Genomic DNA, 18,794 nt, shown 5'->3' with positions numbered 1-18,794 from the left:
CACGGAGTGAACTATGTCCCGTAAAGAGCTAGCCAATGCCATCCGCGCCCTCAGCATGGATGCCGTGCAGAAAGCCAATTCCGGCCACCCCGGCGCGCCGATGGGCATGGCTGATATAGCCGAAGTACTGTGGAACGACTTTCTGAAGCACAACCCCAATGACCCCACCTGGTACGATCGCGACCGCTTTATTCTCTCCAACGGTCACGCCTCAATGCTGCTCTACAGCCTGTTGCACCTTTCCGGCTACGATCTGCCGCTTGAGGAGCTGAAAAACTTCCGCCAGCTGCACTCCAAAACCCCGGGGCACCCGGAGATCGGCTATACGCCGGGCGTGGAGACCACCACCGGGCCGCTCGGCCAGGGGCTGGCAAATGCGGTCGGGCTGGCGATTGCCGAACGCACGCTAGCGGCACAGTTCAACCAGCCGGACCACGAGATTGTCGATCACTACACCTACGTGTTTATGGGTGACGGCTGTCTGATGGAGGGGATCTCCCATGAGGTCTGCTCCCTGGCGGGCACCCTGGGGCTCGGCAAGCTGATCGGGTTCTACGATCACAACGGCATCTCCATCGACGGGGAAACCGAAGGCTGGTTTACCGACGACACGGCAAAACGCTTCGAAGCCTACCACTGGCACGTGGTGCATGAGATCGACGGTCACGACCCTGAGGCAGTGAAAAAAGCGATTCAGGAAGCGCAAAGCGTGAAGGATAAACCGTCCCTGATTATCTGCCGCACCACGATCGGCTTCGGCTCGCCGAACAAGGCGGGTAAAGAAGAAGCGCACGGCGCGGCGCTGGGCGAGGAGGAAGTGGCGCTGACCCGGAAGAAGCTGGGCTGGAAACATCCGCCGTTTGAGATCCCGAAAGAGATCTACCGGGCATGGGATGCACGCGAAGAGGGTGAGAAAGCGCAGCACGCATGGAACGATAAATTTGCCGCCTACAAAAAAGCGCATCCTGAACTGGCGGCCGAGTTTTCCCGCCGCATGAGCGGCGGCCTGCCGGAAGACTGGGACGATAAAACCCAGGCGCTGATTGAAAATCTGCAGTCCAACCCGGCGAAAATCGCCACCCGTAAGGCGTCGCAAAATACCCTGAATGCAATCGGCCCTCTTCTGCCCGAACTGCTCGGCGGATCGGCGGATCTGGCGCCGAGTAACCTGACTATCTGGTCGGGTTCGAAATCGCTGAAAGAGGACATCGCCGGGAATTACATCCATTACGGCGTGCGCGAGTTCGGGATGACCGCGATTGCCAACGGCATCGCCCATCACGGCGGCTTCGTGCCCTACACCGCCACCTTCCTGATGTTCGTCGAGTACGCCCGTAACGCGGCGCGCATGGCAGCGCTGATGAAGGCGCGGCAGATTATGGTCTATACCCACGACTCCATCGGTCTGGGAGAAGACGGCCCCACCCACCAGGCGGTTGAACAGCTGGCGAGCCTGCGCCTGACGCCGAACTTCAGCACGTGGCGTCCCTGCGATCAGGTCGAAGCTGCGGTGGGCTGGAAGCTGGCGGTAGAACGCCACAACGGCCCAACGGCACTGATTCTGTCGCGCCAGAACCTGGCGCAGATTGAGCGTACCCCGGAGCAGGTGAAAAACATCGCCCGCGGCGGCTACATCCTCAAGGACAGCGGCGGCAAGCCGGACGTGATCCTGATTGCCACCGGCTCCGAGGTGGAAATCACGGTGAAAGCGGCGGAGAAACTGACCGCCGAAGGCCACGCGGTGCGCGTGGTGTCCCTGCCTTCTACGGATATTTTCGATGCCCAGGATGAGGCGTACCGCGAATCGGTACTGCCCTCAAACGTCGCAGCGCGCGTGGCGGTGGAAGCCGGTATTGCCGACTACTGGTACAAATATGTGGGTCTGAAAGGGGCGATTGTCGGCATGAGGGGCTACGGTGAGTCCGCCCCTGCCGACAAGCTGTTCCCGTACTTCGGCTTTACCGTTGAGAACGTGGTTGAGAAGGCGTTAAGCGTGCTGTAGCGCGGTCTGCGTGCCCGGTGGCGCTACGCTTACCGGGCAAAACTAGCGCGTGATCCACAGCGTGGGCCAGGCATCTGGCCCGTTCCAGTTATCACAGCTGGGCTCCTCGGCGTAGCGCACCAGGCGGAATCGCTGTCCGTCAAAACGCCAGCGCGTCTGGACTCCGCAATCGCCCAAACCGCGCCCCAGCGCCAGCGTTGTCAGCTCGCGCGTCTTTTCATCGAAGCTGGCATTCATCAACTCCATTTCGCTCCCGTCGCCTGACGGCGTAAACGGCAGACGCAGCCTGACGCTGCGTGCGGTGAACGGTTTTTTACGTGATACCAGCCACGCCAGATCGACCGTGTTATAGGCCCCCGCCTCGCAGCTGACGATCAGCAGCGCTTTCTCATCGGTTAACGCGGTGACGCGCACTTCACGGCGGTTAGGATCCAGCGAGCACTGGCTGCTGTTCATCCGTCCGGTACCATAGTCCAGCAGGTCGTTCAGTTCGGCGTGGGAGAGTGGCGTCGGGGTCGGATTGACGACCGCCACCTTTTTTAAGGCGGGTGCAGGCGGAACGCTTAACGGCGGATCGTCACCTTTCTTGATCCACGCGGTTTCGCTGCCGACGCGCTTTTGCTGCGCATCAATGAACAGTAGTGCGGCCTTAAGCCCTGTCAGTGAAATGACCTGCTTACCGCCGCGCAGGGTCAGGGCCTTCCCTTCCTGGATATTTTTCAGAAAGGCGGTGATGGTGGCCGCATCGTCCGTTTTCAGATGCCATGGCGTGAGCTGCCAGCGCTGTTTGTCCAGCTTCAGAGGAACGCTATCCAGCAGCAGCCGGGGGGCAATCTCTGGCTCTTTGATCGAGGGTGTATCAAGACCGCCAAGATCGATACGCAGCGTGGCATCCGTTTTCGCCCCGGCGCTACGGGTGAGCGTCATGACCAGACCACGGTGTTCACCCGTGTTGCGTGCAAGGCAAAAATTCTGGTTATTGCAGGTTACCTGCCAGTCGGAGAAGGCTTGCTGGGCAGGTGCAGCCCGCACCTGCGGCGCGAGGAGCACACAAAACAGGTAAAACAAAAAGACGCTGTAGCGCATGAATGACACAATCCCGGAACGAAAACGCTTAACTGGGCAGTATCTTCGTGTTCCCGGCGGGGTTGCTCAATCGGATTTATCAGATATACCCGAAAAATGCACTACATCCGCTCGAAAGCAGCGTTCATCAACCCGGTCGTCTGTAAATACTGCAGTAATATCACTGCCTTACCATCCCTGATTTCGCCTGAACGCATCATCTCCAGCGCCCGGGCAAAAGGAAGCTCCAGCACTTCAATATCTTCATCCTCTACGCCACCGCCCCGGTGCGTGCGCTGGGCGTCACTGTATTCGGCAATGAAGAAATGCACAATTTCCGTTACGCCGCCCGGCGACATAAACAGCTCGAAGACCTTTTTGACCTCACCCACTTCGAAGCCGGTTTCTTCCACGGCCTCTTTGCGGATACAAACTTCCGGCTCATCGTCATCAAGCAGGCCCGCGCAGGTTTCAATCAAACGTCCATCAGGGTTGCCATTAACCCATGTCGCCACCCTGAACTGACGGATTAGCACCACGCTCTGCTTGTCACGGTTATAGAGCAGAATGGTCGCTCCGTTGCCGCGGTCGTAGACCTCGCGTTTGTGGCGGATAACCTCACCATTGCTACGTGTAAGATCATAGGTGATGTTACGCAGGACAAAGTAGTTTTCAGAGAGAATTTTGTCTTTGATAACGTCAATTTTCAGGGTCATACGGGCTCCACAACACAATGAGTCGTCCTATACTACGCCGTGAATCCCGCTTTGTCGCCCGCCGGTTTAATGATGTTTTGGCGCGTTAACCCCAAGCCAGTCGAGGATCCCTTGCGCGGCATGGCGCCCTTCCGCCATTGCGGTTACCACCAGATCCGCGCCGCGTACCGCATCGCCCCCGGCGAAGATCTGCGGGTTGGTCGTCTGGTAACGGTAGCGGCTCTCGACAGAGGCCACGATCCGCCCCCTGTCATCCGTTTCGACACCCTGCGCCTGCAGCCACGGCATCGCGTGCGGGTTAAAACCAAACGCCATGATGACCGCATCCGCGGCCATCACAAACTCGCTGCCCGCCACCGGAACCGGTCGCCGCCGTCCCTGCGCATCCGGCTCTCCGAGCTCGGTTCGCAGCATTCGGATACCGTTGACCTTTCCGTTCGGATCCAGCGTCAGCTCAACCGGCTGGACGTTAAATTCAAACGCCGCCCCCTCTTCACTGGCGTTCTTCACCTCTTTCTTCGAGCCCGGCATGTTGGCCTCATCCCGACGATAGGCGCAGGTCACCTTCGCCGCCCCGTGGCGTAACGCGGTTCGGACGCAGTCCATCGCGGTATCGCCCCCTCCAAGCACCACCACGTTCAGGCCATGGGCGTCGATGAACGGTTCGCTGGCCGTTGCCTCCAGCCCCATAACATGGCGCGTGTTGCCCACCAGGAAAGGCAGCGCGTCGTAGACACCTGGCGCGTCTTCATGTGGGATACCCGCCTTCATCGAGCGATAGGTTCCCACGCCAATAAACAGGGCGTCGTAATCGTGCTTTAACTGCGACATCGACACGTCCTGGCCCACCTCGCAGTTAAGCTCGAAGCGGATCCCCATCGCGGTAAATATCTCTCTGCGCCGCGCGAGCAGCGATTTGTCCAGCTTGAACGCCGGGATGCCAAAGGTCAGCAATCCGCCAATTTCCGGGTGCCGGTCATAGACCGTCACGCTCACGCCGCGGCGCGCCAGCACGTCGGCGCACGCCAGCCCGGCAGGCCCCGCGCCGACGATCGCGACGCGTTTACCTGACGGCGTGACGGCGGACATATCCGGCCGCCAGCCCATCGCCAGCGCCCGATCGGAGATATAGCGCTCGATGTTGCCGATGGTCACGGATCCTGCCTCTTCACGTATTGTGCAGGCACCCTCGCATAATCGATCCTGCGGGCAGACGCGACCGGTAATTTCAGGTAAACAGTTAGTCTGATGAGAAAGCTCGGCCGCGCCGGCGATATCTCCCGCGTTGAGGCGCTCGATCCATTGCGGAATGTGGTTGTGCAGCGGGCAGGTCCACTCGCAAATGCTATGCTCTCCGCACTTCAGGCAGCGCGACGCCTCGCGGGCGGCCTGTTCGGCCCGGAATGGCAGGTAAATTTCGTTAAAATGGCCCACGCGTTCTGCAGCAGCCAGCTTGTCGGGCTCGCCGCGTGGCGCCGTCGCCTGCATCTGCTGCAGTTTGGTACGCGGCGCGTCCACGCCGACGACCTCCGCATGCCAGGGCTGCGCCTCCAGGCAGGCCGTGCGCTGTCGGCGCGATTTCGCCAGGTTATACAGCGCGGCAGGCGTTACCAGAGAGAGGACATCCGCCGGGCAATTTTCGATACAGGCCGGGCCGTGTGGACGCGTCAGACAGAGATCGCATTTATTCGCCGAGGCCTTCACACCGCCGTTGTCGAGCGGGGTGACGATAATCTCCATCGTGCCAAACGGGCAGGCCACCACGCAGGCCTTACAGCCGATGCATTTTTGTTGATTCACCTGTACGCTGTCATCGCATTTGCTGATGGCGCCGTTCGGGCAGCTTTGCGCGCAGGGCGCGTTTTCGCAATGATGACAGGTCACGGGGCGGCTCTTCTCGCCAGCTCTCAGGACCGTGATACGCGGATGAAAATGGCGCTCGCTCACGACATGCTGCTCATCGTTGTGCGCCATCACGCAGGCCACTTCGCAGGCGTGACACCCAATGCACTGCTGGCTGTTAGCCATAATAAAACGATTCATAACCACACCTGTTTTTGGTTCAATAACCTTTCTCTTTATAAGAGTATGGTATTTACGCATCACGGTGCGATCGGGCAACGTTCACATGACTGAAGCGCCCAATTATTTCCAGTGAACCTGTGGCAGATCAATTTTATTCAGAGAGCCGTTCTGTGACCGTTAAACGACCCGTTTCCGGAAGCCTTGCCTGGGCTTTCTTTTCGATCATAGCCCTGTCCGTGCTGACCAGCACCGTCGCGCTGCTGACGCTGGCAAGCAGCCAGCGCGATGCCGAAGCCATTAATATCGCCGGTTCGCTGCGCATGCAGAGCTATCGTCTGGGCTACGAAATGCAGCGCAACAGCCCTTCCCTTGCGGCACATCGCGAGAGCTGGCAACAGACGCTCGGCGCGCCTGCCCTGCAGAAGCTGAACCGCTGGTACGTCCCGGACAATGTGAAAGCACGCTATCAGCAGCTGCATGTGGCCTGGCAGGAGATGGATGCGCGCATCGCCCGCGGCGACAGCGCGTGGTATCAACGCAATATTGAAGATTTTGTCGGCCGCATTGATGCCTTTGTGCTCGCCCTGCAGCACTACACTGAACATAAAATTCAGACGGTCACCCTGCTCTCGCTGGCTGGCGCACTCGGGATCCTGCTGCTGACGCTGTTTACTCTGCGACGCATCCGCCGCCAGGTGGTGCTACCGCTGAATAACCTGGTGGCGGCCAGCGAACGCATTGAGCGCGGCGAGTTTGCCACGCCTGCGCCGGATAGCGCCCTGCCGAACGAGCTGGGTCAGCTTTCGCGCGCCTTTAACCACATGTCAGCCGAGCTCGATACGCTCTACCGTTCGCTCGAAGCCTCGGTTGCGGAAAAGACGCGGCACCTGCACGAAGCCCACCAGCAGCTCGACATGTTGTTCAAGTGCTCGCAGGCGCTGAATACCGGCCAGATAGACAGCCACTGCTTCCGGCATATCCTGCAGATTGTCCATGACTATACGCAGATGAATTATCTGGAACTGCGCACCAGCGACGACTGGCGGCTGTGTGAAGGGACGGAGGCACATGGCACTCCTCTGCAAAACCTGCCGGTACTGATGCAGGACACGCTCTACGGCGAGCTGCGCTGGCAAAGCGAGGCGGACAGCGTCCCCCTTCCGCTGATGAGAAGCGTGGCGACTATGCTCGGGCGCGGGCTGTACTTTAACCAGGCGCAAAAGCATTACCAGCAGCTGCTGCTGATGGAAGAGCGCGCCACCATTGCCCGCGAGCTGCACGATTCGCTGGCGCAGGTGCTGTCGTATCTGCGCATTCAGCTTGCGCTGCTCAAACGCGCCGTGCCCGAGGAAAATACCCCGGCGCAGACCATCATCACCGACTTCTCCCGCGAGCTGAACAATGCCTGGCAGCAGCTGCGCGAGTTGCTGACCACCTTCCGCCTGACGCTGAACCACGCGAACTTACCCGCGGCGCTGCAGGAGTCCCTCGACGTGCTGCAGAGCCAGACGCAGGCCAAACTGCATCTGGACTGTCGTCTGTCCTCGCTGGCGCTCGATGCGCAAAAGCAGGTGCATTTGCTGCAGATCGTCCGCGAGGCCGTGTTGAATGCCATTAAGCACGCGCAGTCCAGCGAGATCACCGTAAGCTGCGTGACCTCAGTGGACGGGACGCACAGCGTCAGCATTCGTGACAACGGTATTGGGATTGGCGAGGCCAGCGAGCCGCCGGGACATTACGGCCTGAATATTATGCGCGAACGCGCGCAACGGCTCGGTGGGATGCTGCACTTTTCGCAGCCGCAAAACGGCGGCACGCTGGTCAGCGTGACGTTTCCGGCGCCCACGCCGTTAACGGGTAAATAACGGTAAAGAGGGAAGCGCAGGGAAAAGCGCATGATAATTTACATTATCTCCTTTATTTCTCCACGTTTGACCTGGGCCTTACCGCTAAAGTTATGCGGGCAATAAACAATAATGACGTGCAGCAAAACGAGGTCACACTTTCATGGCGAATTTTTTTATCGATCGCCCCATTTTTGCCTGGGTGCTTGCCATCCTGTTGTGTCTGACGGGCGTCCTGGCGATTACTTCACTTCCCGTTGAGCAATACCCCGACCTGGCACCGCCGAACGTGCGCGTCACAGCAAACTACCCCGGCGCGTCGGCACAGACGCTGGAAAATACCGTCACGCAGGTTATCGAGCAGAACATGACGGGTCTGGATAACCTGATGTACATGTCCTCGCAAAGTAGCGCCACGGGACAGGCGACGGTGACCCTGAGCTTCAAGGCGGGCACCGACCCGGACGAAGCGGTGCAGCAGGTCCAAAACCAGCTGCAGTCGGCCATGCGCAAGCTGCCCCAGGCGGTGCAGAACCAGGGTGTAACCGTGCGTAAAACCGGTGATACCAACATATTGACCATCGCGTTTGTCTCGACAGATGGCTCAATGGATAAACAGGACATCGCGGACTACGTCGCCAGTAATATTCAGGATCCCATCAGCCGGATTAACGGCGTCGGAGATATTGACGCCTACGGCTCACAATACTCCATGCGCATCTGGCTCGATCCCAACAAGCTCAACAGCTATCAGATGACGGCGACCGACGTAACGAATGCCATCAAAGCCCAGAACGCCCAGATTGCGGTGGGGCAACTGGGGGGAACGCCTTCCGTTGATAAGCAAGCCCTGAACGCCACCATCAATTCGCAATCCCTGCTGCAGACGCCGGACCAGTTCCGCAACATCACCCTGCGCGTGAATCAGGACGGGTCGGAAGTGCGTCTGGGCGATGTCGCCACGGTGGAAATGGGGGCCGAAAAATACGACTACCTTAGCCGCTTTAACGGCAATCAGGCTTCCGGTTTGGGGATTAAACTGGCCTCCGGCGCGAACGAAATGGCGACAGCAAAACTGGTGTTAGACCGTCTGGACGAGCTTTCACAGTATTTCCCGCACGGGCTGGAGTACAAAGTCGCCTATGAAACCACCTCCTTCGTTAAAGCCTCCATTGAGGACGTGGTGAAGACCCTGCTGGAAGCCATCGCGCTGGTGTTCCTGGTCATGTACCTGTTCCTGCAAAATTTCCGCGCGACGCTGATCCCCACCATTGCAGTCCCCGTGGTGCTGCTTGGGACCTTTGCGGTGCTTTACGCGTTCGGGTATAGCATTAATACCCTGACGATGTTTGCGATGGTGCTGGCAATCGGCCTGCTGGTGGATGATGCCATCGTCGTGGTTGAAAACGTCGAGCGCATCATGAGCGAAGAAGGGCTCTCTCCGCGCCAGGCGACGCGTAAATCCATGGGTCAAATTCAGGGGGCGCTAGTCGGTATCGCGATGGTACTGTCGGCTGTCTTTATCCCGATGGCCTTCTTTGGCGGCACCACCGGGGCGATTTATCGCCAGTTCTCGATCACCATCGTCTCGGCGATGGTGCTCTCCGTGCTGGTCGCGCTGATCCTCACCCCCGCGCTGTGCGCCACCCTGCTGAAACCGCTGCATAAAGGAGAGCATCGCGGGCAGAAAGGGTTCTTCGGCTGGTTTAACCGCATGTTCGACCGCAACGCCGCGCGGTATGAATCTGCCGTTGGGCGTGTACTCCACCGCAGCCTGCGCTGGATGATGGTTTACGTCGTGCTGCTGGGCGGGATGGTGTGGCTGTTCCTGCACCTGCCCACCTCGTTCCTGCCGATGGAAGACCGGGGGATGTTTACCACCTCGGTGCAGCTGCCGAGCGGCGCAACGCAGCAGCAGACGCTGAAAGTAGTCCAGAAAGTGGAGCAGTATTTCTTTACTAAAGAGAAAGATAACGTCGTATCCGTCTTCTCTACCGTCGGTTCCGGGCCGGGCGGGAACGGGCAGAACGTCGCCCGCATGTTCGTCCGCCTGAAGGACTGGGACGAGCGCGATACCAGAACGGGAACATCATTTGCCATCATTGAACGCGCGACCAAAGCCTTCGCGCACATCAAAGAGGCGCGCGTCTTTGCCAGCAGCCCGCCGGCAATCAGCGGCCTTGGCAGTTCCGCCGGGTTTGACATGGAGCTGCAGGATCACGCCGGTGCGGGACACACGGCGCTGATGGCGGCACGCGATAAGCTGTTAGCGCTGGCGGGCAACGATCCCGGCCTGACCCGCGTTCGCCATAACGGTCTGGATGACAGCCCGCAGCTTCAGGTGGATATCGATCAGCGTAAGGCGCAGGCGCTGGGCGTATCGATCAACGATATCAACGATACCCTGCAAACGGCGTGGGGCTCGAGCTATGTGAATGACTTTATGGATCGTGGCCGCGTGAAAAAAGTCTATGTCCAGTCCGCCGCGCCGTTCCGCATGCTGCCGGATGATATTAACCGCTGGTTTGTCAGGAATAACGCTGGCGGCATGGTGCCGTTCTCTGCCTTTGCGACTTCGCACTGGGAGAGCGGATCGCCACGCCTGGAGCGCTATAACGGCTACTCTGCGGTTGAAATCGTCGGGGAAGCCGCGCCGGGCGTCAGCACCGGTACCGCCATGGACACTATGGAAAAACTGGTGCAACAGCTGCCCGCCGGTTTTGGTCTGGAGTGGACGGCCATGTCTTACCAGGAGCGCCTCTCCGGGGCACAGGCTCCCGCACTTTACGCACTCTCTCTGCTGGTGGTCTTCCTCTGCCTCGCCGCCCTGTATGAAAGCTGGTCGGTCCCGTTCTCCGTCATGCTGGTCGTGCCCCTTGGCGTCATTGGTGCCCTGCTCGCGACCTGGATGCGCGGTCTGGAGAACGATGTTTACTTCCAGGTGGGTCTGCTCACCGTGATTGGGCTGTCGGCGAAAAACGCCATTCTGATCGTTGAGTTTGCCAACGAGATGAATGCCAAAGGCCACGAGCTGATGGCGGCCACGCTGCACGCCTGCCGTCAGCGCTTACGCCCGATCCTGATGACGTCACTGGCGTTTGTCTTTGGCGTACTGCCGATGGCAACCAGTACGGGAGCAGGCTCCAGCAGCCAGCATGCCGTCGGGACGGGGGTCATGGGCGGCATGATTTCGGCCACCATCCTGGCCATTTATTTCGTTCCGCTATTCTTTGTGCTGGTGCGTCGTCGCTTCCCGCTAAAGGAACGTGCTGAGTAAGTGATTGAAATAAAAAAAGGCGGCTTTATCGGCCGCCTTTTTACTGTGTGATTAATTCACACTATGGTTATTTTACTTATTTTAGTGCTCTTGCAATTCTTACTGAATGTCATTTACGAAGCATGCCTTCGATAAAATCTTTCCAGTTCCCCAGTTCACGTTCAATCATAACTACCTCTCTTATTATTATGCGCATTCTACAAAAACGGGCCATCATTGTGAAGACTATTTAACCAATTGCTGTGATTGTAACCCACGTCCTGCGGGGATTTATGATAAATATGAACGGTGAGACCTCAATTTTTTGTGACGGCCAGCAATATTTTGAAATAACCCTACGGATGGGTGAGTTTTATTTTATTTGCTGAGTTTATTGGGTTTTTAAAGTTTATGGACATCTATGCTTAAATGGTGAAAGAATATTCAGCGCACAGATGTGAGTTGAATTAATATAAAGTGTAAATCCAGACGATTCCTGAATGTGTTATATTCCACTTAAGGATATATCTTCGAATTTACTGAACATTTAATCATCATAAGGTCAAAAGGATTCACCATGGTTGTGATGTACGGCATTAAAAATTGCGACACCATCAAAAAAGCCCGTCGATGGCTGGAAGCGAACGGCGTGGAGTACCGTTTCCACGATTACCGCGCCGATGGGCTTGATGCAGAATTTCTGCATAGCGCTATCCGCGAACTGGGCTGGGAAGCTCTGCTGAACACCCGCGGTACCACATGGCGTAAACTGGACGAATCTCTGCGCGCCAGCATCACCGATGCCGACAGCGCGGCAAAACTGATGATCGAGATGCCGGCAATTATCAAACGCCCATTGCTCTGCGCGCCAGGGCAGCCTATGCTGCTGGGTTTCAGTGAAACCCTTTATTCCGACTTTTTTCGTTGAGGTGTAGTTTATGTCATGCCCGGTCATTGAGCTGACTCAGCAGCTTATTCGCCGTCCTTCCCTTAGCCCGGACGACGCAGGTTGTCAGGCTCTTATGATTGAACGCCTGCGCGCCATCGGTTTTACCGTTGAACGCATGGACTTTGGCGATACCCAGAACTTCTGGGCGTGGCGCGGACAGGGCGAAACGCTGGCCTTCGCCGGGCATACTGACGTCGTTCCCGCCGGTGACGCGGACCGCTGGATTAACCCGCCGTTTGAACCGACCATTCGCGACGGCATGCTGTTTGGTCGCGGCGCGGCAGACATGAAAGGCTCTCTGGCGGCGATGGTCGTGGCGGCAGAGCGCTTTGTGGCGCAGCATCCCAACCACAAAAACCGTCTCGCGTTTTTGGTAACCTCCGACGAAGAAGCCAGCGCGCACAACGGTACCGTGAAGGTTGTTGAAGCGCTGATGGCACGCAACGAGCGTCTCGACTACTGCCTGGTCGGTGAGCCGTCCAGCACCGAAGTGGTGGGTGACGTCGTCAAAAACGGACGCCGTGGCTCGCTGACCTGTAACCTGACCATTCACGGCGTTCAGGGGCACGTTGCGTATCCGCATCTGGCCGATAACCCGGTCCACCGCGCTGCGCCAATGCTGAGCGAGCTGGTGGCGATTGAGTGGGATAAGGGCAACGAGTTCTTCCCGCCGACCAGCATGCAGATTGCGAACGTCAAGGCCGGGACCGGAAGCAATAACGTGATCCCGGGGGATTACTTCGTCCAGTTCAACTTCCGCTTCAGCACGGAACTGACCGATGAAATGATCAAGGCGCGGGTTGTCGCCCTGCTGGAAAAATATCACCTGCGCTACACCGTGGAGTGGTGGCTTTCCGGCCAGCCGTTCCTGACGCAGCGCGGCAAACTGGTGGATGCGGTGGTGAACGCCATCGAGCACTATAATGAAATTAAGCCACAGCTGCTGACAACGGGTGGCACCTCAGACGGACGCTTTATCGCCCGTATGGGTGCTCAGGTTGTCGAACTGGGGCCAGTGAACGCAACCATTCATAAAATAAATGAGTGTGTCAATGCGGCAGATTTGCAACTGCTGGCCCGTATGTATCAACGTATTATGGAGCAACTCGTCGCCTGACGAACGCTCTGAGAGGAATAGCGAATGGATTGGCTTTCAAAGTACTGGTGGGTTCTGGTGTTGGTTTTTCTGGTCGGCGTACTGCTTAACGTGATTAAAGACCTTAAGCGCGTGGACCATAAAAAATTTCTCGCCGACAAACCGGATCTTCCCCCGCACCGTGATTTCAACGACAAGTGGGACGATGACGACGACTGGCCGAAGAAAGACCAGAAGAAGTAACCGGTCCGTATCCCCTCTCCTGTGGAGAGGGGATAACCTCACATAAACTCAACAATATCATCGTTATCCGGCTTACCGCCGCTGAGCGCTTCATCAAAGTAGTGCTTCGGTACGGTATAGCGTAAACGATCGAGCGCAAACTGCATGCTGCGGTCGTCAATGGCGTGGCCCAGATCGTCAACGATATCCAGCGTCACATCCCCACCTTCCCGAATCAGCGCTTCCTGGGCAGCAACCGCATGCGAGAGCTCAATCACCCGGTCTTCACCGCCGTGGATTAAGTGGATCGTGGTCTGCGTGGTTGCGCTTGTTGGTAACGTCGCAAAACGGCCGTTAAACGCAATCACCCGTGACACCAGACCCGGGTGCGCCTTTACGCTTTCCAGCGACATGATTGACCCCTGCGAGAAGCCAATCAGCGCGGTCGCCTCGGCACCCACGCCGCTCTGCTGCTGCCAGTAGCGGACAACGTCGATAAAGGTCGGCATGATGGCGTCAATGCGCGCCTGACGGTTCTCTTCCGTCACGCCCTGAACCGAGAACCACTGGCGCCCGTTCGGGCCGCATGGCTCTACGCCACCGATGCTGACAATCAGCGCTTCGGGGAAAACGGGCGCAAACCAGCTGCCAATCTGCCCCATATTGACGGCATTATCGCCAACCCCATGAAACAGAAGCAGTAACTGTTTAGCCGGTTTGTCAGGGCTTTGAACAACAAAATGATCGTGTTTCATGGTGGTCTCCTTAATAGATGACCTGGATTCTACGCCTCCCGACGTGAATGACCATGCCACTTTACTGAAGAAGTCATTGAAAAAATTGCCATTGCAAAATGTCTTCCTTCAACTGCTGGCAGCGGGGATAATCAAGGCTTTCAAGCGCTTGCGCGGTTTCACTGCGCAGCTTTGCCAGCAACGCTTTTCGCCCGACGTCTTCCGTTTTTCCTGCCATTTTCCCACGCAGGGCCGGAAGCGGCATGTCCACGGCTAACAACAGCCGCGTCAGCGCGGCAACCGAGGTTGAAAACGCCCGGTGTGCAAAAGCAAACCCCGCCAGCTCCAGCCAGTCGTCACTATTAAGGGTAGCTTCCCATCGGTCTTCCACGGGGATCTTTTCACCGTTCCAGGCAGACAGGACGCGCATATCCCGGCACAAACGCTGATGTTCCTGCGCGCACAGCCGACGCCCTGCCTCGCTAAGCGGCAGCAGCGCCATCGCCGTGTAGCAGCCGCTGCTGGCTTCACGATGGCTGCCCATCCGCACCAGCACAAAGCCGCACTGCTGCCAGAAATGCCAAAGTTCATCGGTGTAACCAAAGCTCACCGACAGATAATCTTCGCCGCAGGCGCTGCGAACAAGCGCCTGGCCAATCCCTTCCCGCTGACGGCGAGGGTGCACGGCAATGCGGGTCACCCGCCGTCCTCTGAGCGTCGCCGCCAGCGGAGAGCCGCCGTGTGCCGCCAGAGACTGCGCCACCAGGTTCCCGCGCGGACGCCGGAACCCCGCCCACACGGCGCGGCTAAGCTCAGGGGACAGCCCGCCCTCCTCCACCAGCCATAGCGCCCCGGCGATAACCGGGTTCGTTTCGGCAACGGCAAACTGCTGCCCGGGCGCGTCCATCATGCGGCGCAAATCGAGCGGCGAGGTGCGGTAATGCGCCGCGCAGAGGAGCTCATACACGCTCGCGGCAAGCGCCGGGCGGCTTTCCCATGCCGTCGGCGCCAGAGACGTTAAGTGCACCTCTCCTTCCGGGCGACGGTCGATCAGCGTATCGTCAAACAGCAGCGCGCTGGCGACGATCCGCTCAAGCGGGCAGCCCGCCGCCCAGCGCACAGGTGTAGATAAGCTGTAGCGCTGCAGCCCGGCAAACCGACCGCAGAATTTAAGCAAAAATCCCCGGCCCGTCCCTTCATAGCCTTGCACCGTGGTGGTTAACAGCACGCGGGGGAAACGGGCAACTAACTTTTCCAGCAGAGGTCCGGGGATCGCAGCGGCTTCATCAACAATCAGCCAGTCTGCCTGGCGTGAAGAGGCAAGCAGCGCGTCCGGGGCCATAAAATGAAAACGCTCTCCGGCAAAGCGGGCGATGATATCCGTTGCCCCCTTCGACGGCGCGGTAACCACGGCGCTGCCAGCAATGCGGCTCAGCAACATTCCTGCCAGGGCTGATTTTCCGCGCCCGCGCGCGGCGGTGACGGCCACGATGCCACCCGACATCCCCTGCAGCACATCCAGGATCTCAGCCTGTTCGCGCTGCGGGGCGCCGCTGGCAGGCTGCCAGTCTGGCGCGTCGGGTAAAGGCGGAAGGGATAACGCGCGGCCCTGAAGCCAGACAATCGCGTCGGGATCGGCTGCAATCGTCCGGGAGAAATGGTGGACAAAATGCGGCGTGGCTATTGCTTCCGCGCTGTCGCTCCAGCGCAGTGAATCGCTGTCTGGCAACCCGGCCCACGCGTCGAGTGGCGGAACCCGCAGCACCAGAAGGCTTCCGGCGCTCAGCGTTCCGCTCAGGGCGGCAAACGCGGCGACATCAAACCCGGCGCTGGCGTCAAAAACAGCATGCCGGAACTCGCGTCCCAGCAGGCCGCTGATGGCTTTTGAAGGATGTTCGTCAAGCCAAACCCAGTCTCCGGGCAGGGCAGCACGCAGGGCAAGCGCCTGGGTTAACGTCCACTGCGCCTCGCCGCTGAGCACCACCAGCCGACGATGGCCGGTGCGCTCAAGCTCGCGTATCAGCTGTTCAAACGCCAGCATTACATCGCTTTACCGAAGGTATTACACTGCGCCGGGTCGCCGCTGTCGAAGCCGCGTTTGAACCAGCTGTAGCGCTGCTGTGAGGTACCGTGAGTGAAGCTGTCCGGCACGACGCGCCCCTGGCTCTGCTGCTGAAGACGGTCGTCACCGATAGCCTGAGCGGCGTTTAACGCCTCCTCAAGATCGCCGGATTCCAGAACGCCCTGCTGCTGCATGCTGTGGCCCCAGACGCCCGCGAAGCAGTCCGCCTGCAGCTCCATTTTGACGGACAGTCGGTTAACTTCTGCCTGCGAGGCATTTTGCTGCAGCTGGCGCACCTTAGGCTCAATCCCCAGCAGCTTTTGCACGTGATGGCCGACTTCATGCGCGATCACGTAGCCCTGGGCAAAATCACCGTCAGCGCCAAGCTTGCGTTTCATGTCATCGTAAAAGGAGAGATCGATATAGACGGTGCCGTCCGCCGGGCAGTAGAACGGCCCCATCACGGACTGTCCGGTGCCGCATCCGGTGCGGGTTGCGCCCCGGTACATCACCAGCTTCGGCTGCTGGTAGGTACGCCCCATCTTCTCAAACAGCTGACCCCAGGTGTCTTCCGTTGTGGCGAGGATAACGGAGGTAAATTTGGCCGCTTCATCTTCATTCGGGCTGATGGAGTGCTGAGATTGCTGCTGTTGCAGCGGCTGACCGGTCATCAACCCTGTGAGGTCAACGCCGTAATAACCCGCGACTAAAACCACAATCAGCAGGATGATGCCGCCCTTACCGCTGGGTAACCGGAAGCCGGGTCCCCCCATTGAAGGACCGCCGCCGCCATCACTGCGTCTGTCTTCTACATTGTCACTTTCACGACGCCCTTGCCAGCGCATAACCACCTCTAACTATTCCATTTATAATAGCTATGATCGTAGGCGGTTAACGGCAAGATTACCATAGGAAACAAAGGTAAGACGCCAAAGGATGCGAACATCCTTTGGCAAGTGAGGGAGTTAGTCGAGCTTAACGCCTAAACGGTGAGCAACCGCTTCGTACGCTTCAATCAGGCCACCCAGGCTCTGGCGAAAACGGTCTTTGTCCATTTTATCCAGCGTTTCTTTATCCCACAGGCGGCTACCGTCTGGTGAGAACTCATCGCCCAGCACCACTTCGCCTTTGAACAGACCAAACTCCAGCTTGAAGTCGACGAGGATCAGGCCCGCGTCATCAAACAGTTTTTTCAGCACGTCGTTGGCTTTGTAGGTCAGCTCTTTCATGCGCGCCAGGTTCTCTTTGTTCACCCAGCCGAAGGTTTCGCAGTAGGAATCATTGACCATCGGATCGTGCATGGCATCGTTTTTCAGGAACAGGTCGAACAGCGGTGGATTCAGTTCGATACCTTCTTCAATGCCGAGACGCTTCACCAGGGAGCCCGCCGCACGGTTACGAATAACGCACTCAACCGGAACCATATCCAGTTTTTTCACCAGACATTCCGTATCGGACAGCAACGCTTCCATCTGGGTCGGGATACCCGCTTCGGCCAGTTTGGTCATAATGAAGTGGTTGAACTTGTTGTTCACCATGCCTTTACGATCGAACTGCTCAATGCGTGCGCCATCCCCTGCTGACGTATCATTGCGGAACTCGAGCACCAACAGATCCGGGTTTTCCGTGCTGTATACGGTCTTCGCTTTGCCACGATACAACTCAGCTTGCTTCTGCATCTTCATTACTCCTGGTGTGATGATTTGTGTTCAAAACTGGGGATATTATGCCACGCACACGTTTGCGTGGCACTAAAATAAAAAGGGCTGGATTCACCAGCCCTCGTATTTATTTGCTGAATGCTGCCTGGAAGACAGCGACCAGCGCATCGTTCTGCGACTGGGTCAGCGTGTGACCTTTTGGATCGATAAACTGCAGACTGCTGCGGTTATCTAGGTCGCCTACCTGAATCTTATAGTCACCGGAGGCAAGCTGTGGATCTTTCGCGCCCAGTTCCTGCCACGCGCTGTCGGAGAGCGGCTTATAGGTTGCCGTCATGCTGCCGGTTGAACGCGTGCTGTCGGTCACTTTCATGCCCACTTTTTCCAGCGTTGCTGGCAGACGTTGCCAGGTCTGGTTAAACGGTGCACGCACTACCAGCATTGGCAGGCCGGTATCATCCGCGCCGCTCTGAACATCGAAGGTCACACCGTTACGGCTCTGCGCAGCGTTGGCGGCATCGGTAGCGGTCTTATCCAGACCTGCGGCAATCACGTTCAACATTTCGGTACTGTAACGCTGCAGGGACGCGGCATCCGCAACCGGTTTACCCGCCTGCTCCAGGTTCAACAGCTTAACGTTGACCGCCTGCTGATAACCCTGTGGTTTAACGGAGACTTGATAGCGACCGCGGTACTGCTGGTCTTCATCCAGACGGTTCCATTCGATCCAGTCGGTGGTTAACGTCTGGCTGGCGTCATCGCGTTTATCGATGGTGTAGTTCTTCGACTGAATGACGCTGACAACCTGCGGCCAAAGATTGCTACCGCGCGCGCTCTCAACCATCAGAGACGCCGTATCACCGGTGAACTGGGTACGCGCCCCGCTAACCAGCGCCAGAGGCTGTGCTGGCGGACGAATATCAAGCGCTTTACCGACCAGGCCGCTGCCGTTGGTCACGGGAATATTATAATCGCCGTTCTGAATCGGCAGGATCATACCAGCCGGTGCGTGAAGTTCAGCAAGCGGGGTTGCATCCAGATAGGATTCATCACCGCTCACCTGGCGCTTGTAGCGCGAGTCTGAACTACAGGCAGCGAGCAGCATAACAAGCGAAACACTCGCAACCTTCGCCAGGCGCGACTTCTGTACTGAATAAGCCAT

The 18,794-nt window shown here is 58.1% G+C and carries 15 protein-coding genes; 6 read left to right on the top strand and 9 right to left on the bottom strand.

All coding sequences use genetic code 11. The annotated features are described in order from the left end of the window. Positions 1-13: 13 nt before the first annotated feature. Positions 14-2,002 carry a transketolase gene (gene tkt / locus AC4IBF_RS05740; RefSeq protein WP_133294886.1) on the top strand — a complete coding sequence of 663 codons (1,989 nt, stop codon included), beginning with the start codon at positions 14-16 and terminating at the stop codon, positions 2,000-2,002. A gap of 42 nt (positions 2,003-2,044) precedes the next feature. On the opposite strand, the gene AC4IBF_RS05735 is transcribed toward tkt, so the two are convergent. The 3 genes from AC4IBF_RS05735 to aegA all read right to left on the bottom strand — a co-directional run bounded on the left by AC4IBF_RS05735 (position 2,045) and on the right by aegA (position 5,826). Beyond that, complete coding sequence (locus AC4IBF_RS05735) at positions 2,045-3,088, bottom strand: DUF1176 domain-containing protein (RefSeq protein ID WP_111965192.1); 1,044 nt, start codon at positions 3,086-3,088, stop codon at positions 2,045-2,047. 101 nt (positions 3,089-3,189) lie between these two features. Then, positions 3,190-3,783: a GDP-mannose pyrophosphatase NudK gene (nudK, locus tag AC4IBF_RS05730; protein WP_252093286.1), complete on the bottom strand. Its 594-nt coding sequence runs from the start codon at positions 3,781-3,783 to the stop codon at positions 3,190-3,192. 66 nt (positions 3,784-3,849) lie between these two features. Beyond that, positions 3,850-5,826, bottom strand: coding sequence for a formate-dependent uric acid utilization protein AegA (aegA, locus tag AC4IBF_RS05725; protein ID WP_325849397.1), 1,977 nt, complete (start codon positions 5,824-5,826; stop codon positions 3,850-3,852). 152 nt (positions 5,827-5,978) lie between these two features. Between aegA and narQ the strand changes: the two genes are divergently transcribed. Both narQ and acrD read left to right on the top strand, forming a co-directional pair. Further along, positions 5,979-7,673, top strand: coding sequence for a nitrate/nitrite two-component system sensor histidine kinase NarQ (gene narQ, locus AC4IBF_RS05720; RefSeq protein WP_133294890.1), 1,695 nt, complete (start codon positions 5,979-5,981; stop codon positions 7,671-7,673). Between the two features lie 142 nt (positions 7,674-7,815). After that, positions 7,816-10,929, top strand: a complete 3,114-nt coding sequence (gene acrD / locus AC4IBF_RS05715; RefSeq protein WP_491463195.1) for a multidrug efflux RND transporter permease AcrD — start codon at positions 7,816-7,818, stop codon at positions 10,927-10,929. A 109-nt stretch (positions 10,930-11,038) separates the two neighbouring features. Here acrD and ypfM read toward each other — a convergent pair whose 3' ends face one another. Further along, the gene (ypfM, locus tag AC4IBF_RS05710) at positions 11,039-11,098 is read right to left on the bottom strand and encodes a protein YpfM (protein WP_015572204.1); all 60 of its coding nucleotides are present in this window, start codon (positions 11,096-11,098) and stop codon (positions 11,039-11,041) included. A gap of 387 nt (positions 11,099-11,485) precedes the next feature. Here ypfM and AC4IBF_RS05705 point away from each other — a divergent pair, with 387 nt between their 5' ends. The 3 genes from AC4IBF_RS05705 to AC4IBF_RS05695 are packed head-to-tail and all read left to right on the top strand — an operon-like array spanning position 11,486 to position 13,196. Next, positions 11,486-11,836 (top strand): ArsC family reductase, encoded by a 351-nt coding sequence (locus AC4IBF_RS05705; protein WP_143345383.1) that lies wholly within the window; start codon positions 11,486-11,488, stop codon positions 11,834-11,836. A 10-nt stretch (positions 11,837-11,846) separates the two neighbouring features. Beyond that, on the top strand, positions 11,847-12,974 hold the full coding sequence (gene dapE / locus AC4IBF_RS05700; protein ID WP_325813784.1) for a succinyl-diaminopimelate desuccinylase: 1,128 nt from the start codon (positions 11,847-11,849) through the stop codon (positions 12,972-12,974). A 24-nt stretch (positions 12,975-12,998) separates the two neighbouring features. Then, a complete protein-coding gene (locus tag AC4IBF_RS05695; protein WP_491463194.1) occupies positions 12,999-13,196 on the top strand; it encodes a YpfN family protein in 198 nt (65 codons plus the stop codon). Between the two features lie 38 nt (positions 13,197-13,234). Here the strand turns inward: AC4IBF_RS05695 and ypfH are convergent, their stop codons facing one another. From ypfH to bamC, 5 genes are all read right to left on the bottom strand, one after another. Next, on the bottom strand, positions 13,235-13,930 hold the full coding sequence (gene ypfH / locus AC4IBF_RS05690) for an esterase (protein ID WP_136195541.1): 696 nt from the start codon (positions 13,928-13,930) through the stop codon (positions 13,235-13,237). Between the two features lie 73 nt (positions 13,931-14,003). Beyond that, complete coding sequence (locus tag AC4IBF_RS05685) at positions 14,004-15,950, bottom strand: tRNA(Met) cytidine acetyltransferase TmcA (RefSeq protein WP_491463193.1); 1,947 nt, start codon at positions 15,948-15,950, stop codon at positions 14,004-14,006. After that, positions 15,950-16,816, bottom strand: coding sequence for a KPN_02809 family neutral zinc metallopeptidase (ypfJ, locus tag AC4IBF_RS05680; RefSeq protein WP_111965183.1), 867 nt, complete (start codon positions 16,814-16,816; stop codon positions 15,950-15,952). Before ypfJ ends, AC4IBF_RS05685 begins: the two co-directional genes overlap by 1 nt. Before the next feature lie 120 nt (positions 16,817-16,936). Then, a complete protein-coding gene (gene purC / locus AC4IBF_RS05675; RefSeq protein ID WP_008501631.1) occupies positions 16,937-17,650 on the bottom strand; it encodes a phosphoribosylaminoimidazolesuccinocarboxamide synthase in 714 nt (237 codons plus the stop codon). 109 nt (positions 17,651-17,759) lie between these two features. Continuing rightward, positions 17,760-18,794: an outer membrane protein assembly factor BamC gene (bamC, locus tag AC4IBF_RS05670; RefSeq protein ID WP_111965182.1), complete on the bottom strand. Its 1,035-nt coding sequence runs from the start codon at positions 18,792-18,794 to the stop codon at positions 17,760-17,762.

This window comes from Enterobacter sp. Taxon_8 (assembly GCF_058354585.1).
This window is presented reverse-complemented; position numbering and strand designations above follow the sequence as displayed.

Bases quoted from the DNA above. Each gene is read 5' to 3' on its own strand.
- AC4IBF_RS05685 (WP_491463193.1), bottom strand. From the start codon at position 15,950: ATGCTGGCGTTTGAACAGCTGATACGCGAGCTTGAGCGCACCGGCCAT.
- AC4IBF_RS05735 (WP_111965192.1), bottom strand. From the start codon at position 3,088: ATGCGCTACAGCGTCTTTTTGTTTTACCTGTTTTGTGTGCTCCTCGCG.
- nudK (WP_252093286.1), bottom strand. From the start codon at position 3,783: ATGACCCTGAAAATTGACGTTATCAAAGACAAAATTCTCTCTGAAAAC.
- aegA (WP_325849397.1), bottom strand. From the start codon at position 5,826: ATGAATCGTTTTATTATGGCTAACAGCCAGCAGTGCATTGGGTGTCAC.
- tkt (WP_133294886.1), top strand. From the start codon at position 14: ATGTCCCGTAAAGAGCTAGCCAATGCCATCCGCGCCCTCAGCATGGAT.
- purC (WP_008501631.1), bottom strand. From the start codon at position 17,650: ATGCAGAAGCAAGCTGAGTTGTATCGTGGCAAAGCGAAGACCGTATAC.
- bamC (WP_111965182.1), bottom strand. From the start codon at position 18,794: ATGGCTTATTCAGTACAGAAGTCGCGCCTGGCGAAGGTTGCGAGTGTT.
- AC4IBF_RS05695 (WP_491463194.1), top strand. From the start codon at position 12,999: ATGGATTGGCTTTCAAAGTACTGGTGGGTTCTGGTGTTGGTTTTTCTG.
- acrD (WP_491463195.1), top strand. From the start codon at position 7,816: ATGGCGAATTTTTTTATCGATCGCCCCATTTTTGCCTGGGTGCTTGCC.
- ypfH (WP_136195541.1), bottom strand. From the start codon at position 13,930: ATGAAACACGATCATTTTGTTGTTCAAAGCCCTGACAAACCGGCTAAA.
- ypfJ (WP_111965183.1), bottom strand. From the start codon at position 16,816: ATGCGCTGGCAAGGGCGTCGTGAAAGTGACAATGTAGAAGACAGACGC.
- dapE (WP_325813784.1), top strand. From the start codon at position 11,847: ATGTCATGCCCGGTCATTGAGCTGACTCAGCAGCTTATTCGCCGTCCT.
- AC4IBF_RS05705 (WP_143345383.1), top strand. From the start codon at position 11,486: ATGGTTGTGATGTACGGCATTAAAAATTGCGACACCATCAAAAAAGCC.